This is a genomic window from Sphingobium sp. FG58 (assembly GCF_057809055.1).
Window position 1 is genome coordinate 11,265 of the sequence record NZ_JBMDJF010000013.1, and the last position, 18,390, is coordinate 29,654.

Below are 18,390 nucleotides of genomic sequence, written 5' to 3' on the forward strand. Positions count from 1 at the left end.
GCGCCTTACCGGAACGCCCCGATGGTCGCGATCGCGATGGCGGGCGCAGGCACTGCCGGGCGCGGGAAGCGCAGCCGCACATAGCGCGCCGGGCGTGGCGCGGAAAAGGGGATGCGCTGCGTCGCGCGGGCATAGTTGATATTCTGGAACTCGCCTTCTTCCGCCTTGCTCCAGCGCTGGCCATCGACGCTGGTTTCCACCATATAGCGCGCGGGCGGCGCGGCCTGCGGATCGACATGGCGGGTCGGGGTCAGCGTAAATCCGGCCAACGTCTCCGCCTTGCCCAGATCGATGGTCAGCATCGCCGGGGCCGGGCTGGTCCAGGCCGTCTTGGCGTTGTCATCCAGCATGGCCGCGCCGCCTGGCGCGCTGGCGGCGATGATCGTCCACCCGTCGCGCGCGACGATGCTGGGATCATTGACCTGCGCCGGGGGCAGCGTGACCGGCGCTACCGACAGGAACAGCGCAAATTCGCGCAGCGTCGGCCCGGCCTCTGCCGCCACAGCGCGGAAACGTACCCGGCGCGGTGACACCGGCGCAGGCAGCCGCACCAGCCGCTGCGGTCCCACCATGTCCTTGCGCGCGACCTCCCGCCAATCCTGCCCGTCATCGGCGATGTCGATGGCAAAGCTGGTCGTGCGCAGCCCCAGCGGCAGCCATTCCTGCAAGCGGATCGTGTCGAACCGGGTGCCGGGGGCCAGGTCCAGCGTCAGGCTGGCGTCGCGCGCATCGGCTGGCGCACACCAGAAACTCTCAGGATTGCCGTCGATGGCATGGCCGGCGGTGCCGCCAATGTCGGCGCTGGCGCTCGCCACCGCGCCGCGTGCCAGATCGGTCGCGAAACTCGCGCGCACCGCGTCGCCGAACGCAGTCAGGCTGGCGACATCGCGCTCGGCGATCCGACCGCGCCGGTCGGGCGGCAGGTTCAGGTGGAATGTCGTGCCATGGCCGATCGACTGGTCGAACATGGCCATCAGTTTCTGCGGCGTCTTGACCTGCGCATCCTCGTCCGCATGATAGAACCAGCCGGGCCGGATCGACACATTGGTTTCGGCGGGCCACCACAGCGCGCCGCCGCGCACCCCGCTATTGCCCTTCACCTGGTCATAGGGTTCGTCGGGCATGGTCGGCCAGCATGGGTCACCGGCATGGCCATCCTCATTGCCGACCCAGCGTATGTCGGCCCCCAGCGGATCGAAGGTGCAGGCACCCGGTTGCAGCTGGTGGACCAGCGCGACGATGGCGGGCCAGTCATAATAGGCGGGGGCGTCGATCTTGCGGGTTTCCCGCGCCCCCCCATAATAGCCGTCTCCGCCATTGGCCCCGTCGAACCAGACCTCGAACAGATCGCCATAGCGGGTGCATAATTCGGTCAGTTGCGCCCGGTAATAGTCGATATAGGCGGGCGTGCCATAATCTGCGCGGTTGCGGTCCCATGGCGACAGATAGACGCCAAAGCCGATTCCGCCCCGACGGCAGGCCTGCTCCAGTTCGCCCACTATGTCGCCCTTGCCGTCCTTATAGGGGCTGGACCGGATGCAATGGTCGGTCAGCATGGTGGGCCACAGGCAAAAACCGTCATGATGCTTGGCGGTGATGATCAGGCCGTTGAGGCCACCGGCCTTGGCCGCCGCGACGATCTGGTCGGGATCGAAATCGGTCGGATTGAACAGCTTGGGATCTTCGTCGCCATAGCCCCATTCCTTGTCGGTATAGGTGTTGATCGAAAAATGGACGAAGGCATACATGCGCCGGTCATGCCATTTCATCTGGCGGGGCGATGGCGTCGCGCCCCATGGCGCGGGCAGGGCAGGGCGGGCCGTGACCCCTGCCGGACCGCGCGGCGCGCAGGCGCTGGCGCCCGCGATCAGCGATCCTGCCATCAGGGTGCGACGGGTGACATAGGCGGTCATGGTTTGGCTCCGTTAGGCAAGTCTTGGTTCAACGGCTGGGGGATCAGCCACACTTCGGCAATCTGCCGTCCACGCCCGCCGCCGCCGATGCCCGGCGGGCGGGTCCAGCTCAGGTCGAGCGTCCCACCGGCGGTCAGCGCTTGCGGTATGGCCAGCTCGACGCGCTGCGGATTGGCGCTGCGCACGGGTGGGGCGGGCAGTTGCATTCCGTTGGCGGTCAGCGTCAGCGGCAGGACATAATCCTCGCCTGCCCAGGTGTAGCGCAGCCGATAGGTGCGTCCCTTCTCCAGCCCCTCATAATGGAGCATGAGCGGCTGCTCATACAGCGCCTCGGCATAGCTGAGTTCCGCCATGCGCCAGCCTTCGTCGGGACTATGTCCAGCTACGCCGTCAATCGCGCTGCGCCACAGTTGCGGATCGTCGGGATAGCCCGGCCCGCGCACCAGATGCGGCTCATTGCCGGGATCGCCCAGATCATCATAAAGCGCCAAATCCGCCATGCCCCACCGGTCGCCGATCGCGACCAACGCCTTGACCTGCTCGGCCCGTGTCGCCAACGCCAGCGCCGCAGCCATGTCCCGCTCCACCGCGACCCGATCGTTCAAATCGATCATCGCCCGGTCCAGATTGGCACCCCGCCGCCAGTGGGACGCGCCATGCCGCTCGACCGACAACTGCATCCCGGCCTTCGTCCATAGTTGGTCCGCCAGAAGCACCAATCGCTCGTGCAGCGTCGCCACCCGTTCCGCGTCTGGCCGCGCATAGGCAAAGCGCGCGCCCGCCACGGCTGCGTCCGGCCCGATGCCCGGTGTCTGCCGCAATGTATACAGCGCCTCTGCCTGCCGCGCCCTCGCGCCCATCAACCGTGCGCGGACCAATGCGTCATAGACCGCGCGATAGCGATAAAGATCGGCCTGCCAACTTGTTGATTTGATGCGTTCAACAGCATCCAGCGTCGCATCGATCCCGACATTGCCCGCCGGATCACCCCGCCAGTTCGCCTCCAGCATCGCCGGGATCGCGGCAAAGGCGGGGTCGCCGATATAAAAGCGCGAATATTGCTTTGCTATGTCCAGCTCAGTGTCGGCTTTCCATCCCAGCGCCAGCCATTGATGCACATTCCAGTCGTCATTGATCCCTTCGGAATAGCTGACCGCGCCCCGCGTACCGGGCGACAGATGATCGAAGGCCGCCCGCATCGCCGCCGGTCGCGGGTTCACCGGCTCGCGCCCCTGCGTCAGTGCGAAGGCCGGGTGCCAGTCTGCCACCGGCAACTGCGCCTGCATCGCATGGGCCGTATCGGGATACAGCTCGACCGGATATCGTCCGCTGATCCGGCGCAGATGCGCCGCCACGCTCTCCCGCGTCTGCGGCCCGACGAAAATGCCGCTCAGCCAGCGCGGCTGCTTCCCCAGCTGCGCGTAAAAGGCATCCAGTCCCGCCGCATCGAACCCTTGCGTCGATAACAGCAGTTCCGCCTTCGGAAAGCGCCCACGCAGGACGCTCGCCAGCCGCCGGGCGAGGGGGAAAAGCCGGTCAGGCGGGCTATGGCCCGGATCGCCACCGGGAATATAGAGCGCATCGACCTTGGGCAGGCTGCGCAACAGCACATCGAGCCGCACCGCCTCCGCCGCATCTGCCGCGCCGCCGTCATAATCTTCCAGCGCCGGATAGAAAATCGCGACGTCTAGACCCAGCACTGTGGCTGCCCCTGCCATGGCGGCGACCGCCTGCTCCGGCGGCACCGGCATCAAGGGCGATGTCGGCGCATCGTCGGATCGCGGCGCGATGATCTGGATGCGGTTTGCCCCCCACAGCGCGAAATCCTCGATCCGCCGCCGCAGCATCGCGGGGGTCCAGGCGTCGTAGCTGTTATTCTTGAACCGATAGCCGATCTGCGTCCCACGCACCGCCTGCTGGGGCTGCTCCGTCACCGGCGCATCCAGCCTCAGCAGCAGGCCATCGGTATGGCGCAGCACCCAACCTGCGCCGTAGATCAGACCGCGCGTTCCCTTCGCCCGGATGGCGATGCCATCACCCCGCCGGTCGATGCGGAACGCCTCTTGCGCCATCCCGCGTGCCTCGATCATCCGCACCCGCACTCTGCATCCCGCCGATCGCCCCCCGCGCTCCGCCAGCCTCTGCCGCAGCAGCCCGGCCGCGACCGGCTCTCCCTCGACGCAGACGGATTGAAGCGCGACCGGCGCGGGCACTGCGCCGGTCGCGGTCGCCAGCATCAGGGCGGCGACCAGGGTCATGCGGGGCGGCCGGGGCGGTCCTCGACCCGCGCGGCAAAGCTTTTGTTCGGTGTATCGCTCATCTCGAACCGCAACGTGCCGCCCCTGACCAGATCGGCATGGGCGATCCAGCTTTTCGTCCATGGCTGCCCGTTCCAGCTGACGGCGCGCACATAGGGCGTGGCGGCGCTGTTCCCCGGTGCCTCGATCACCAGTGTGCGGCCTTCGCCCAGCCGCACGATCGCCCGCTCGAACAGGGGGCTGCCCAGCACATAGGTCGCGCTCACCGGATCGACCGGATAGAAACCCAGCGCCGACAGGATGAACCAGGCGCTCATCTGCCCGCAATCGTCATTGCCGATAATACCGTCGGGCGCGGCCTTGTACATCTCCGCCATCAGTCGCCGGACCATCGACTGCGTTTTCCACGCCGCCCCGCAATAGGCGTAGAGATAGGCGACATGATGGCTGGGTTCATTGCCATGGGCATATTGGCCGACCAGCCCGCTAATGTCGGGCGGCGCGCCTTCGGGCAGGGTGGAATCGGCGGTAAACAGTCCGTCCAGCTTGGCCTCGAAAGCGGCGTCCCCGCCCATTGCCGCTATCAGGCCATACACGTCATGCTGGTTCAGAAATGTGGCCTGCCAGCTATTGCTCTCGGTAAAATCGCGCCACGTCTTGGAATGACCAATGCCATTGGGGGCAAAGGGTTCGGCCCACCGCCCATCGGCCAGGCGCGGCCGGGCAAAGCCGGTTTCCGTATCGAAAACATTGCGCCAGTTGCCACACCGCTGCCGCAGCCGCGCCGCCCGGTCCCCCGCGCCAGCGGCATCGGCGATATGCGCGGCGGCATAGTCGTCATAGCTATATTCCAGCACGCGCGACACGCTTTCAAAAATGCGGTCGGCGGGGATGAACCCCATCTCGTCATATTCGCGAATGCCCAGGCTGTTGTCGAGATGCGGGGCCGACCAGTCGAACAGCCGCTTCTCGATCCCCGGCCAGGCAGCGGCATAATCGGCAGGGATGCCCTTGGCCCGCGCTTCGGCAAGCACCGCAACGCTGTGCCAGCCGATCATGCAGCCGGTCTCCACCCCCTGCAACGGCCAGACCGGGGGGCCGAACGGGTTTTGCTGCGTCTGGCGGATCAGGTCGGACGTGAACGCCGCCGCCTGCTTCGGCCGGATCAAGGTCTGGAGCGGGTGAAAGGCCCGATAGGTATCCCATAGCGAATAGGCGCTATAGGCCTGCTCGCCATCGGCCAGCCGGTGGACCTGCCGGTCCAGCCCGACATAACGCCCGTCGACATCGGAAAACAGCGTCGGCCCCAGGCTCGCATGATAGAGGGCGGACGACAGGATCGTGCGCTGCTCCGCCGTGCCACCTTCCACCCGAATATGGCCCAGTTCCGCGTCCCACGCCTTTTGCGCGGCGGCGCGATAGCGATTAAAATTCCAATGCCGCGCCTCGGCCTTCAGATTGGCGATGGCCCCATCCTGATCGACCGCCGATATGCCGCACCGGATTAGCAACGGCACCCGTCCGGCATCGTCAAAATGCAGCACGGCCTTCAGCCGCTTGCCGGTGACGCCAGTGGAGCCTGCGGGTGCATCCTCATCACCGAAAAAGTCGATGCTGTCCGGTTGCCGCGACAGTTGCATCGCAAAGAAGATGCGCCGTCCCTTCGCCCAGCGAAACACCCGCCGCGTGCCGGTCAGCATCATGCCGTCCCAACGCAGCGCCGCCTCGTCGATCAGCGGCGCGTCGCCCGGTCCCTCCATCACCAAATGGCTCAGGTCGATCAGTACATGGCCCGGCCCTGCGGGGAAATGATAGCGATGGATGCCGGTACGCGGCGTCACCGTCAGTTCCGCCCGCACCCCGCTTTCCAGCATGACGGCATAATAGCCCGGCTCGGCCCGCTCGCCGCTGTAACGCTGGCGATAGCCCGGTTCGGACAGGTCGAGCGGCCCCGGCTGCAAGCGCACCGGGCCACGCCTCGGCACCACCAGCACGTCCAGCATGTCGCCGATCCCGGTGCCTGATAGATGGGTGTGCGAAAAGCCCAGCAGCGACGCATCGCCATGATGATAGCCCGAACAGGTGTCCCAGCGCGCCGTGTCGGTATCGGGCGACAATTGCACCATGCCAAAGGGCATCGACGCGCCGGGGAAGGTGTGACCGTCGCCGCCGGTTCCGACGAACAGGTCGGGCGGAGTCGCCGCTACCGACGCGGCATCCAGCCGGAAGGCACCGGCCAGCGTCAGCGCACCGCTGCTCGCCAGCAGCGCGCGGCGGGTCAGGCGGGTCACAGTCTCTCTCCCAGCAAAGCAGGTTTGCGCCGCGCCAGATCCAGCATCAGCTCGCCAAACAGCCCATTGGCCCATGCGAACCAGTGGCGCGTAAAGCTCTTGGGATCATCCTGATCGAACGCTTCGTGCATGAAGCCGGTCCCGGCATGGCTGGCCTTGAGCCAGCGCAGGCACTGGCGGATGATGGCGTCATCGTCGCTGTTCATCGCCCGCATGATGATCGCCATCGGCCAGATCATGCGCAACCCGGCATGGGGACCGCCGATACCCTCCGCCGCCTTGCCCTTGAAGAAATAGGGATTGCGCTCGCTCCACGCGGCTACAGCCGTCCGCCGGAACAAAGGGTCGTCGGCTGGCACCGCGCCCAGATAGGCCAGCGCGGACAGGCTCGGCACATTGGCGTCGTCCATGAAATGGCCGTTGCCAAAGCCGTCCACTTCATAGGCCCAGAGCCGCTCACCAGTCGCCGGGTCGATCATCGTCCCATGGGCGCGAGTGGCGGCCTCGACCTCATCGGCCAGCGCCTTGGCATCGCTGGCCAGCGCATCGTCCTTCGCCGCCTCGCTTGCCACGATCGCCAGCTTGCGCAGCGCCGCCACCGCAAACAGATTGGCGGGGACCAGGAAGGGAAAGATGCAGGCATCGTCGGACGGGCGATACATGCTGTGGATCATCCCGACCTTGCGTGTCGGCGCGCCATAGCCGTTCAGGATCAGCGTTTCGGTGGCCAGTCTGTCGCGCCGCAAGAAGCGATAGGGACCGGGACCATCCTTACGCTGCTGTTCGCGGAAGGTGCGGATGCTGGCGCGCGCACCGTCACGCCACAGCGCATCGAACGGCGCGGCATCGCCGCTCACCCGCCAATAATCATGCGCCAGCCGCATCGGATAGCAGAGCGAGTCCACCTCCCATTTCCGCTCGGCGACACCCGGTTTCATGTCGGTATCGTCGGCCAGCGCCCAGGGCAGGTTGGTCTTGGCGGCGGGATCGCGCATGAAGGCATTGGCATAGGGATCGATCAGGATCGAGCGCGCCTGCCGGGCGATCAGGCCGCGGAATAGCTGGCGCAGTGCGGCATCGTCGCGCGCCAGATGAACATAGGGATTGAGCTGCGCCGAACTGTCGCGCAGCCACAGGCATTCAATGTCGCCGGTGATGACGAAGGCGTCGGGCCTGCCGTCCACCTCGCCCATGAACACGGTCGTGTCGAGCGTGTTGGGATAGCAGTTGCCGAACATCCATCGCAGTTCAGGATCGCCGATCCGCGCCGAGACGCGGGCGATCTCGCGGTCCACCGCCGGGCTGGTGAAGCGGCGATCGGCCGGGGCAGGGCGCTTGCTGGCGGTGCGCGGCGCAGCGCCGATGGCCGGCATTGCTGCCATGGCCAGACTGGCGGCGATCATGGCGCGGCGATCCATCCTCATTTGGGCAATTCCTGCATTCCGCTGATCGTGAAGGGAACCTCCACGCCGCTCGCTTCGCCCGGCTGCCCGCCACCGATAAACAGGCGATAGGCGCCGGGCCGCACGGCCCGCATGCCATCACGATCCACCGTCGACAAGGCGCGCGGATCGAGCGTGAAACTCACTATCTTGTCCTTGCCTTTTTTTAGCATCACCCGCTGGAAGCCCACCAGGCTATGGCGCAACAGTGGATCGTTGAAATCGCCGATCCGTTGCAGTTCTTCCGGCGGGATCAGATAGGCCTGCGCCACTTCCTCACCATCACGATCGCCACTGTTACGCAGTCGCGCCTTGACGGTCAGCGTGGTTCCGGCCGCTATCTCCGCTGGCGCTTCGGCCCGATCATAGGCAAATTGCGTGTAGCTCAGGCCATGGCCAAAGCCCCAGAGCGGGGTGCCATGGAAATAGCGATAGGTCCGCTCCCGCATATTATAATCGACGAAGGCGGGCAGGTCGCGGGTCCTGGCGTAGAAGGTGACCGGCAGACGACCGGACGGCGCATAGCGTCCCTCGATCAGGTCGCTGATCGCCGTGCCGCCCGCCTGACCGGGATACCAGGCGGCGATGATCGCATTGGCATTATCTTTGGCCCATTGCATCGCCACCGCGCTGCCCGACATCAGCACGACGACCAATGGCCTGCCGCTGGCTTTCACGGCCTCCAGCAATTGCTGCTGCGCCTGCGGCAAAGCAATATCGGTGCGATCACCCCCGGAAAAGCCCGGCACTTCGATCTGGAGCGCCTCGCCCTCGACCGCGGGCGACAGGCCGACAAAGGCGATCACGGCGTCCGCAGCCCGCGCCTGCGCAACGGCATAGCTGCGCTGGGGCAGGGGCGGCGCGACCCAGGTCAGCCTTATGCCTTCATCTTCGCTGGCATGCGACAGTTCCAGCCGGACCTTGCGGGGCCGCGCATCATCGAAGTCCAGCCGCGTCTCGATTTTGCTATTGTCCCCTGTATCCACGATAACCGGTTGATCATCGATCCACAGCCGCACCGCATCATGGCCATTGCAATCGAAACAGCGCGGCACATCGATGCGCAATATATGTTCGCCAGCCCCTTCCGGCATCAACGTCCCGGTCCAGCGCACGCCATAGCGATCGGACGGCACACCGGGCGCAGGGGACGTGCGGTTCCAGTCGAAATCGACTTTTTTGTGGGTCTGGGTAGTGATCGGTGCGCCGGTCATGGCCGGGTCAGCGAAAAATTCAGCTTTCAGACCCGTGGCAAAGGCGGTTTCGGGGATGACCACCGGCACGCCGTCGGCCAGCGTCGATCCCTGGGCATAATGGACGTCGAACCTTTTGCGCAGCGCTGCCAGCGGCGTTACGGGATCAGCAGCTGTGCCGTGATAATTGGCCTCCAGCACATCCAGACTATCGGCATTGGGACCAACAACAGCAATGCGCGCGCCGCGCTTCAGCGGCAGGACGCCGTCATTCTGGAGCAGCACCAGCGACTTGCGCGCCGCTTCCAGCGCTAGCGCCTGATTGGCCGCCGTATCGACGGCGCTCGCCGGGATGCTGTCCCACCGGCTCTTCGCGCCAAATGCGTCACCCAGCACCTTGCGCACCGCAAAGGTGCGGGCAAGCGCAGTGTCGACTGTCGCGGTCGTCGTCAGCCCTTGCGCCAGCGCCTTGTCCAGTGCGGCATAGGCCTTGCCACAATTCAGGTCCATGCCCGCATTGATCGCCACCGCCGACGCGGCGGCGTTGGTCTGGCGATAGCGCTGATAATGGTTGATATTGCCGATCGCATCGCAATCCGACACGACCAGGCCGTCAAAGCCCCAATCCTTCCGCACCCGCTGGTTCAGCAGCCAGTCGGACGCACAAACCGGCACGCCATGGACGCTGTTATAGGCACACATGACCGACAGCGCCTTGCCTTGCGTCAACGCCATGCGGAAGGCGGGCAGGTAGGTCGCTTCCATATCATAGGCGCTGGACTGGACGTTGAAGCTGTCGCGTCCGGCTTCCGGCCCGCTATGCGCGACCAGATGTTTGGGCGTGGCGATGACGCGGGGCTGCGCGAGATCCGGTCCCTGCAACCCCTTCACATAGCCCACGGCCAGACTGCCGGTCAGCAGCGGATCCTCACCATAGGTTTCCTGTCCCCGCCCCCAGCGCGGATCGCGGAAAATATTGATGTTGGGCGACCATATGGTCAGCCCCTGATAGCGCCGCCGGTCCTGGCCGGGCAGGCCATTATATTTGGCGCGCGCCTCGGTCGATACCACCGTGCCGATCCGCTCCATCAGGTCCGGGTCCCAGGTCGCGCCAAGGCCGATCGCCTGCGGGAACACCGTCGCCACGCCATTGCGGGCCAGGCCGTGCAGCGCCTCGTTCCAATAGTCATAGGCGGGCAGCTCCGGGCCATCGGCCGGCGCGCCCGATTGCAGCTGCGCGGCCTTTTGCGCCGCTGTCATCGACGCAATTTTCGCCTGGATATCAGCATCGACGACAGGCGTGGCCGCCGCCAGCAGGACCAGCATCACGCTCAACGACCGGCTCCCAGATGGCGCAGCTCTAGCCCTTTTTTGAGGGTTGAAAGGGATGCCTCCGACGCAATGGAAACGGTCACGCTCTCTCCGGGCAGCAGGTCGATATAATTATCGGACGCGCTCGCGTCGATCGCGCCGAAACCGATCCATAGTCCGCGCGCAAGGCGCGTTGCCTTGACGGTAAGTTGCGGCTTGCCATCGGCGCTCATCGACCAGCTTGCGACCAGGCCGGGGTCGGGTAGGGCCATCGCCTTTTCCGGCAGCGCCGACACGATGGCGCGCGATACCTGCTCGCCGTTCACCATCAGTTCCGCCACTGCAAAGGTGCGGCTCCTGTCCGCCGTGCCGAACAGCATGTCATCGCCAAGGTCGCCAACCTTCAGGGCGGAAAGCGGCGCGAGCGTCGCCGTCCCTTCCTTCACCAGCGTCTCCCTGCCATCGACATCGACCAGTCGAATCCGCCATGTCGCCGCAACCGGGGTCGTCCGGTCGGAAATCAGCGACACTTCCGTCCGGCCATCCTCATGGCGGCCCGCCGCAATCGCGACCGGCGCAAAGAAACGGCGCGCGGCATAGTGCAGCGCCTTCCAGCGACCATAATAATCGATGCTCGACCAGGACGCGCCCGGCCAGACATCGTTCAATTGCCAGTAGAGCGATCCCATGGTGAGCGGGCGGCAGGCGCGGTGATGCAGCGCGCCCAGGGTGATGCCATCGGCCTGCATCGCCTGGCTCAGATAGACGAAGTCGGCAAAGTCGCGGGGCGTGTGATAGCGTTGCTCGATATAGAGCAGCAACCGTTCCTGTCCTTTACCCTTCAGGAATTTCTGGTGGGCGCGCATGACGGGCGCCGTGATCGACAGGTCCTTGGCATCGGCAAAGGCGCGGATGGTCGGCATGACCGGCATTGCCTGAAGCCCATATTCGGACATGAAGCGCGGGCAGCTGTCGAGATAGGCGGTCGCTGGCTTTTTGCCGCCCCAGACGTCCCAATAATGGCGATCGCCGTCGCCATCGACATCGGGCTTGCCCTCATAATTGCTGCTGGGTGACCCCGGCCAATACGGCACATCGCTGTCAAGCCGCTCTGCGGCATCGCGCAAAACCTGGTTGAACAATATGGCCATGCCAACGCCGATCCGCTCCTGCTCGTCGGCACCCACCCGCTTCTTGAAGGCGATCCGGTCGGACCAGTTTTCCCAGCCGGACAGCACTTCATTATTGCCCGACCACAGCACGATCGATGGATGCGCCTGCACCCGCGCGACCTGTTCTTCCGCCTCGATGCGGACATTTTCGCGAAAATCGCGATCATAGGGCGTCACCGCGCCGCCAAACATGAAATCCTGCCAGACCATCAGGCCCAGCCGGTCGGCGGCATCATAGAAGCTGTCGGGCAGATAATGGCCGCCGCCCCAGATGCGGACCATGTTCATGTTGGCGTCGCGCGCGTCCGTCAGGATCGACGCCATCCGTTCCGCCGTCACGCGCGGCGCAAAGCTGTCGAACGGGATGACATTGGCACCCTTCATGAAGATCGGCAGGCCGTTCACTTTGGTCGTGAACCCGCGTCCCTTGTCGTCCGCCTCGCGCACCAGTTCGACCGTGCGCAGGCCAGTGCTTTTCTCCGCCCGATCGGCGTCCTCGCCGTTGAAACTGACCCGCGCAGCGACCTTGTAGAGCGGCTGCGCGCCATAGCCGGTGGGATACCAAAGCTGCGGCGCGTCGATGGATACCGGCACGGCGACCTGATTGACGCCAGCGGCGACCTGGACGGTGCGGGTGGAAACGACTGACCGGCCGTTCGGATCAGTAACAGTCGTTTCCACCCGCGCCTGGCCGCCGCGATCGGCGACCAGGTTCAGATTGGCGGTGATGCGGGCTTCCGCTTGTGACACCGCCTCCTGCGCGACCCGCAGGCTCTCGATGCGCAGGCTGTCCCACGCTTCGATTTTGATGGGGCCATTCGGCCCGATATTCAGGATGCGCGGCCCCCAGTCCCAGCCATAATGATATTTGGGCTTGCGAATATAGGGCGATGTCTGCCGACCTTCCGGCTCGTCACCAAAGACGCTGTCATATTCGCCGGGCAAGGGGTTGGAGAGCGGCAATATCTTGGGCTGCAACGTCTTGAGCGGCGACGCGAAGCGGATCATTATCTCGTTCGCGCCTGCTTTCAGCAGCGGCTTCACATCGGCGCGCCACCGGCGATGGGCGTTGTCGGCGGTCAGCACCAACTTGCCGTTCACGACTACGCTCGCGAACGTATCCAGCCCGTCAAACAGCAGGTCGATATGATCGCGCGCCAACAACGCTGCATTGGCGTCGATCCGTCCGCGATATTCCCAATCGCTGCGCCCGACCCACTGGATCGTCGCCTCGTTGAGACCGACGAACGGATCGGGCGTGATCTTCGCGTCCATCAGGTCGCTCTGCACCGTACCCGGCACGGTCGCGGGCAGCCATGTCGCGGCCTTGGGATGCGCCTTGGCGACCTCCTTTTCGTCCGGCGACAGACGCAGCGCCCATCCCTTGTCGAGCATGATGTCGGTGCGCAGCCCGGCGCTCACCGCAACCGGGGCGGTAGCCAGCAACAGGGCGAGGGCGGTGCGCAGCATCAGCGGCGATCCTCCAGCGTCACGGTCTCGACGGCATAGAAGGGATCGGACAAGGGCGACGTGAACTGGAAACAGAGATTGGCGTCCCCCTTCTGATCGGCAACCGGCGCGCTGAACGTCATCCGGTTTGGCGCGCTCTTGGGATTGGGCAGGGGAAAGGTGCCAACCACCGCGCCCTCGCATCCGCCAGCCCGCACGACCAGTTCGCCATGCGCGGTGACCGCATAATGCGCCCGCAAAGCACTTTCTTCATGCGCCAGACCATAATGGCGCGGCAGACGGGCTACCACGATCGTGACGGCTTTCGCCTCGCCCAGCGGCGCGTCAGCCCATTGGGTGCAGGTGTCGAAGATATTGACGTTGAACGTCGGGGCATCCTCGCTCTGGCCCGATACCAGCGGCACGCGCAGACCAAGTGCGCCCTTGGGGCAAGCGACCAGATCGGATGCGGTCGCACGGAGCAGCGCGGCGCGGGACGCATCGAAACGGCGTAGCGCGGCGGCGGCACGGCCATCGGTCAGATAGGCTGCCGCCTCGACACTCGCGCCAGTCCTGATTGTCAGTGGCGCGGAATAAGCCTGCGACCTTCCGCCCAGCTTGCCGTTCGTCGCATAGCGGATCACCCCCGCGCCCGCCTGCGTATCCAGGACCAGCGTCACGTTGCCGCTGCGCAGCGCGTCGCCCCGGCTTCCCTGTATTCTGAAATTGACGGCGAAGGCGCTGTCTGCCGCCGCGATGCCCTCGCGCTGGTAACGCAGCATCTGCGGATCGAGCCGCGCGACAAAGCCCTTCCAGTCGCGCTTGTCCCTGGCCGACCATGTCAGCTCCGCCACGGCGGACAGGCGGGGGAAGATCGCATGTTCCTTCTGCTTCGCCGTGGCCAGATATTCGGAGAAGGCGGTTGCCTGCGCGCCCAGCACATGACGGGCATTGTCGGCGGAAACGCCCGCCGCCACCGGCTCGAACGCATAGACCTGCTCCAGCGTCTGGATCGACAGGCGACCGGACGGCTCGTCGCTGCGATCGGACTGGAGGCTGTCGAAATAGAGAATGGGGGCGGGAGCCAGGACGACATCATGTCCCTTGTTCGCCGCCTCGACCGCCCCCTTCTCGCCACGCCAGGACATGACCGATGCGCTGGTCGGCACATCGCCCTCCAATATCTCGTCCCAGCCGATCAGGCGGCGGCCCTTGGCTGAGAGATATTGGCCAAGCTGCGCGATCATCCAGCCCTGCATCTGGTTTTCGGTCTTGATGCCCAGTTTCTTCATCTGCGCCTGAACCTGCGGCGAACGCTGCCACTGGTCCTTGACCGCTTCGTCCCCGCCGACATGGATGAACGGCGACGGGAATATGGCCATCAACTCGTCCAGCACATTGCGGATGAAACCCATGCTGCGGTCGGACGGGGAAAAGAGCCAGGGATTGATGCCCCAGTCATGGCTGACATCGGGCCGGTCGCCCAGCACGCCTATTTCGTCGGGGTAGGCGGCGACAGCGGCCTGGGCATGGCCCGGCATGTCGATTTCCGGCACGATCGTGATGCCGCGATCGGCCGCATAGGCGACCAGCGCCTTCAATTCGTCCTGCGTGTAGAAGCCGCCAACCTTGTCACCCGGCGCGCCGCCGGACGATGGCGGCGTGCGCCAGCCGCCGATTTCCGTCAGCTTGGGATAGTGCTTGATCTCGACGCGCCATCCCTGATCGTCGGTCAGATGCAAGTGCAGCGTATTGAGTTTCTGCGCCGCCATCGCATCGATGATCGGATAGAGGGTTTCGACCGGCTGGAAATGCCGCGCCACGTCCATCATCAGCCCGCGCCAGACGAAACGGGGCGCATCCTCAATCGAAATTGCGGGTAAAGTGACGGCCTGCCCGAACTTGGCGTCAGGGGACAAGAGTTGCGCCAATGTCATCGCGCCCCAGATCAGGCCGCGATCCTCGCGCGCCCTTATGGTCGCACCCTGCGGCGTAACATCCAGCCGATATCCCTCGGCAGCGTCGACCGATGCGTCACGCTCGAACCGGATCACCCCGCCTGCACCAGAAGCAAGAGCGATACCGCGATCCTTCTGGACCTGTGCGATCAGCAGTTTCGCCGCCTTTGCCGCGCCGACATCATTTACGGGCGTGCTGACGAGCGACCCGGCGGCGATACGGAGTGTCCCCGCACTTGGCGCAATGCGGGCGGGCATGGGGATCAGCGGAAGCGCGGTCTGCGCGGCGGCAGGCGCTGCGGCTAGAGCGATCGAAAGGGCGAGGAGACGACGCATTGCAGGGCTCCATTATGATGACGGATCAGTTGTGCAATCCGCCGGTCACGAAAACAAGGACGGGCGACCCCGTGCAGTGGGCCGCCCGCGGCAGTTGCCTGCCTAGATCATATCTGCCCGTGTTGGAGAGAGTGGGCAGATATGAAGAGGGTTGGGGAACGTCCTGCCGACCCGCGATGCGACACAGCGACGGGGCGAAGGCCGTTCCCAATCATCAAAAGCGCACGCTGACGCTGCCGGCATAGGTCCGGCCATTCTTGTAGAAGGCCGTCGGCGTGGCCCGCGTGCCGGCATATTGAATATAGGTTTCGTCCAGCAAATTCTGCGCGTTGGCCGTCAAGGTGATATTCGGCGTGATCGCATAGCTGGCCGAGAAATCGAGCTGGTTATAGGGCGCGACCATATCCACCGAATTCAGGCGACCGATCGCCCGGAAATAGGCGGAGCGATAATTATAGCTCAGCCGCGCCTGGAACGGACCACTCTCGAAATAGGGAATGATGTTGACCGTATGCTTCGAGAGATAGGGCAAATTCAGCCCCTCGTCAGTCGAGCTGTCGGCAAAGCTGTAATTGGCCTGGATGCCAAAACCGCCCCAGATTTCCGCCTGGCCTGACACCAGCACGCCGTTCACCGTCGCCTTGCCGCCATTGATCGGCTGCGACACATTATACACCTGATTCTGTTGCAGCAGTTCGTTGAAGAAAGTCTGCTGCGTGATCCCGTTGTAGATATAATCCTTCACTTCGCGGCGGAACAGTTCCAGCGAGAAGAGCATACCCGCCTTGGGATACCATTCAGCGGACAATTCATAGTTGGTCGACTGATAGGGCTTCAGGTTCGGGTTGCCGCCGCTTGCGTCCAGCGTGATGTCGTTGCGGCCGATCGACCCGCCCAATTGTTCGTAGCGGGGGCGTGCGATCACCTTGGCCACGCTGCCGCGCAGGATGATGTTGCTGCCGGTATCATAGGCGATGTTGAAGCTGGGCAGGAACTTCAGATAATCATTGTTGACGCGGCCGGGGACCAGAACCGGCAGCGCGCCATCACCCTGCGCGACCTGCGCGGTGAAGGCCGAGCTATTCTTGGTATAGACCAGACGGCCACCGATATTGCCGCGGAACCCGCCCTGCTCGAAATTGAACTGGACATAATTGGCGGCGACTTCTTCGTCGACAATGTAGGATGCCGTCGGCTTGTCCACGGCGATGTTCACCGAATTGGCGAGAATGTCGATGACCGCCTGGGCCGGCAGGTTGATATATTGGGTCGCATTGCCGGTGCCGCCGGTGCCGTCAAAGGCGCCATTCGGTGTGGTGATGGTATCGACGCCCAGGCTGGCGAGCGTGTAACCGCCCGACAGATCATAATTGTTGAAGCCCGCAGCGTTCAACCGATTGCGGTGCTTGGTATATTTGCCGCCGATACGCACTTCGGTGAATGGTTCGAAGGCGACCGGAATAACGGCGTCGTACCCGGCATAATAATCGCGGTCGATCGTTTTGGAAAAATCGATACCGCCCGCTCGTGCCGCGACGAGTTGGGTGCCGTTATAGATGATCGGCTGGCCGTCGATCGTCTGTGCCTGCGCGCTGTTGCTGCGACGATAATTGGCGGGATTGGTCAGGTCGCCGTCATAATTGACTTCGGCGCTGTTGGGCGTGAAGCTGTAGCTATAGGGCAGGTCGGTACGGACATCGAGCAGATATTCGGGGTTGCGGCCACCCACCGCGCGGCTCCAGCCGCCAGTGGCGGTAAAGCTTGCGCCGCTGTCGCCCTTCCATTCGGCCTCCAGATTGAGGTTGTTGGTGGTGAGCTTGGTCTTGCGCACCAGCAAATCCAGTTGCGAACTCTGGCTGTTGGCCGATGCCGCGCCGAAGCTGGCAGCGGTCACGACCCCGTCATTGACCGTGGCCGATTGCAGGACGTCGCCGCTCCATGCGCCGGGGATGACATACATGGACTGGCTGCTATTATTATAGTTGCCGTCGATACGCAGGCCGGTCAGCGTCAGCGTCAGACTATCGGTCGGCTTAAACTGCATCGTACCCGAATAGCTGATGCGCTTACGCTGCTGGGTGAAATAGGCATAGTTGATGCCAAAGGGGCTCTTGGCGTTGTAGAGGTCCGCCAGCGTGCCGCCGGTAACGGTGGCATTTGGATTTTTCAGCGTGAAGCTGCCGTCGGCCGCTGTGTTGAAGAAGCGGCTGCCGGCATTTTCGAAACCGAAAAATTCGACGCCTGCCCGTGTCAGATTCTGTTTGTCATAGGTAACCGCGGCAAGGATGCCGAAGGTCTCGTCCTGGTTTTTCCAGCTATACAGGCCGGACGCACGAACATTGCCCTTCTCCGCACGGTCATTCCACGAATAGCCGCCCGACGCAAAGATGCTGTTGGCCGGAGTATCGAGCGGACGCCGCGTGCGCACGATGACGGTGCCGCCGATCGACCCTTCGTCGATGCGCGGTTCGGGGGACTTATAGACTTCCAGCCGCTCGACCAGTTCGGGGGCGAGCAGCGAATAGTTGAAGGTGCGGCTGGTGGGGTCATTGTCATTGCCACCCCAGTCTGCCGATGCCACGGCGTGCCCGTCGAGCAGCATCCGGTTCAGCGCCGGGTCGGTGCCGTGGATCGCCACCTTCTCGCCCTCGCCAAAGCGGCGGTCGATGGATACGCCCGGAATGTGCGACAGGGATTCGGCCACATTGCGATCAGGGAATTTGCCGATATCTTCCGATGTGATGACATCGACGACCGCATTGGCCTGCTTCTTGACGTTGATGGCATTGCGTAGGCTGGCACGTATGCCCGTGACGACGATTTCGCCCTGCGGATCGGGCGCTGGAGAAGCCTGCTGTGCGAAAGCGGCTGCTGGCAACAGGGCCACAGCGCTCGTGGTGAACAGCATGAAATGTCGCAAAACCATAATATACCCTCTGTCCTTCGACTCCTATGCCGATTCCCGGCATGAGCCTGTGTGGCGACCCGTTATCAGCGCGCTAATGGTTACTATCAGGTATTATAAATAGCGCACTTGGTACTGTTGATGGTATATCCTGGGCCGATA

The 18,390-nt window shown here is 64.2% G+C and carries 8 protein-coding genes; all 8 read right to left on the reverse strand.

Annotated elements, in window-relative coordinates:
* Nucleotides 1–5: 5 nt before the first annotated feature.
* The 8 genes from ACODR8_RS14585 to ACODR8_RS14620 all read right to left on the reverse strand — a co-directional run bounded on the left by ACODR8_RS14585 (nucleotide 6) and on the right by ACODR8_RS14620 (nucleotide 18,231).
* Nucleotides 6–1,913 (reverse strand): alpha-L-fucosidase, encoded by a 1,908-nt coding sequence (locus ACODR8_RS14585; RefSeq protein WP_489007923.1) that lies wholly within the window; start codon nucleotides 1,911–1,913, stop codon nucleotides 6–8.
* Nucleotides 1,910–4,171 (reverse strand): hypothetical protein, encoded by a 2,262-nt coding sequence (locus ACODR8_RS14590; RefSeq protein WP_489007924.1) that lies wholly within the window; start codon nucleotides 4,169–4,171, stop codon nucleotides 1,910–1,912. Before ACODR8_RS14590 ends, ACODR8_RS14585 begins: the two co-directional genes overlap by 4 nt.
* Complete coding sequence (locus tag ACODR8_RS14595; RefSeq protein ID WP_489007925.1) at nucleotides 4,168–6,462, reverse strand: GH92 family glycosyl hydrolase; 2,295 nt, start codon at nucleotides 6,460–6,462, stop codon at nucleotides 4,168–4,170. The genes ACODR8_RS14590 and ACODR8_RS14595 overlap by 4 nt, the downstream gene beginning before the upstream one ends.
* Nucleotides 6,459–7,886, reverse strand: a complete 1,428-nt coding sequence (locus tag ACODR8_RS14600; RefSeq protein WP_489007926.1) for a glycoside hydrolase family 125 protein — start codon at nucleotides 7,884–7,886, stop codon at nucleotides 6,459–6,461. The genes ACODR8_RS14595 and ACODR8_RS14600 overlap by 4 nt, the downstream gene beginning before the upstream one ends.
* Nucleotides 7,883–10,423: a glycoside hydrolase family 3 C-terminal domain-containing protein gene (locus ACODR8_RS14605; protein ID WP_489007977.1), complete on the reverse strand. Its 2,541-nt coding sequence runs from the start codon at nucleotides 10,421–10,423 to the stop codon at nucleotides 7,883–7,885. The genes ACODR8_RS14600 and ACODR8_RS14605 overlap by 4 nt, the downstream gene beginning before the upstream one ends.
* Before the next feature lie 5 nt (nucleotides 10,424–10,428).
* The gene (locus tag ACODR8_RS14610; protein ID WP_489007927.1) at nucleotides 10,429–13,050 is read right to left on the reverse strand and encodes a beta-mannosidase; all 2,622 of its coding nucleotides are present in this window, start codon (nucleotides 13,048–13,050) and stop codon (nucleotides 10,429–10,431) included.
* A complete protein-coding gene (locus ACODR8_RS14615; protein ID WP_489007928.1) occupies nucleotides 13,050–15,323 on the reverse strand; it encodes a family 20 glycosylhydrolase in 2,274 nt (757 codons plus the stop codon). The genes ACODR8_RS14610 and ACODR8_RS14615 overlap by 1 nt, the downstream gene beginning before the upstream one ends.
* A 214-nt stretch (nucleotides 15,324–15,537) precedes the next feature.
* Complete coding sequence (locus ACODR8_RS14620; protein WP_489007929.1) at nucleotides 15,538–18,231, reverse strand: TonB-dependent receptor; 2,694 nt, start codon at nucleotides 18,229–18,231, stop codon at nucleotides 15,538–15,540.
* Nucleotides 18,232–18,390: the final 159 nt, after the last annotated feature.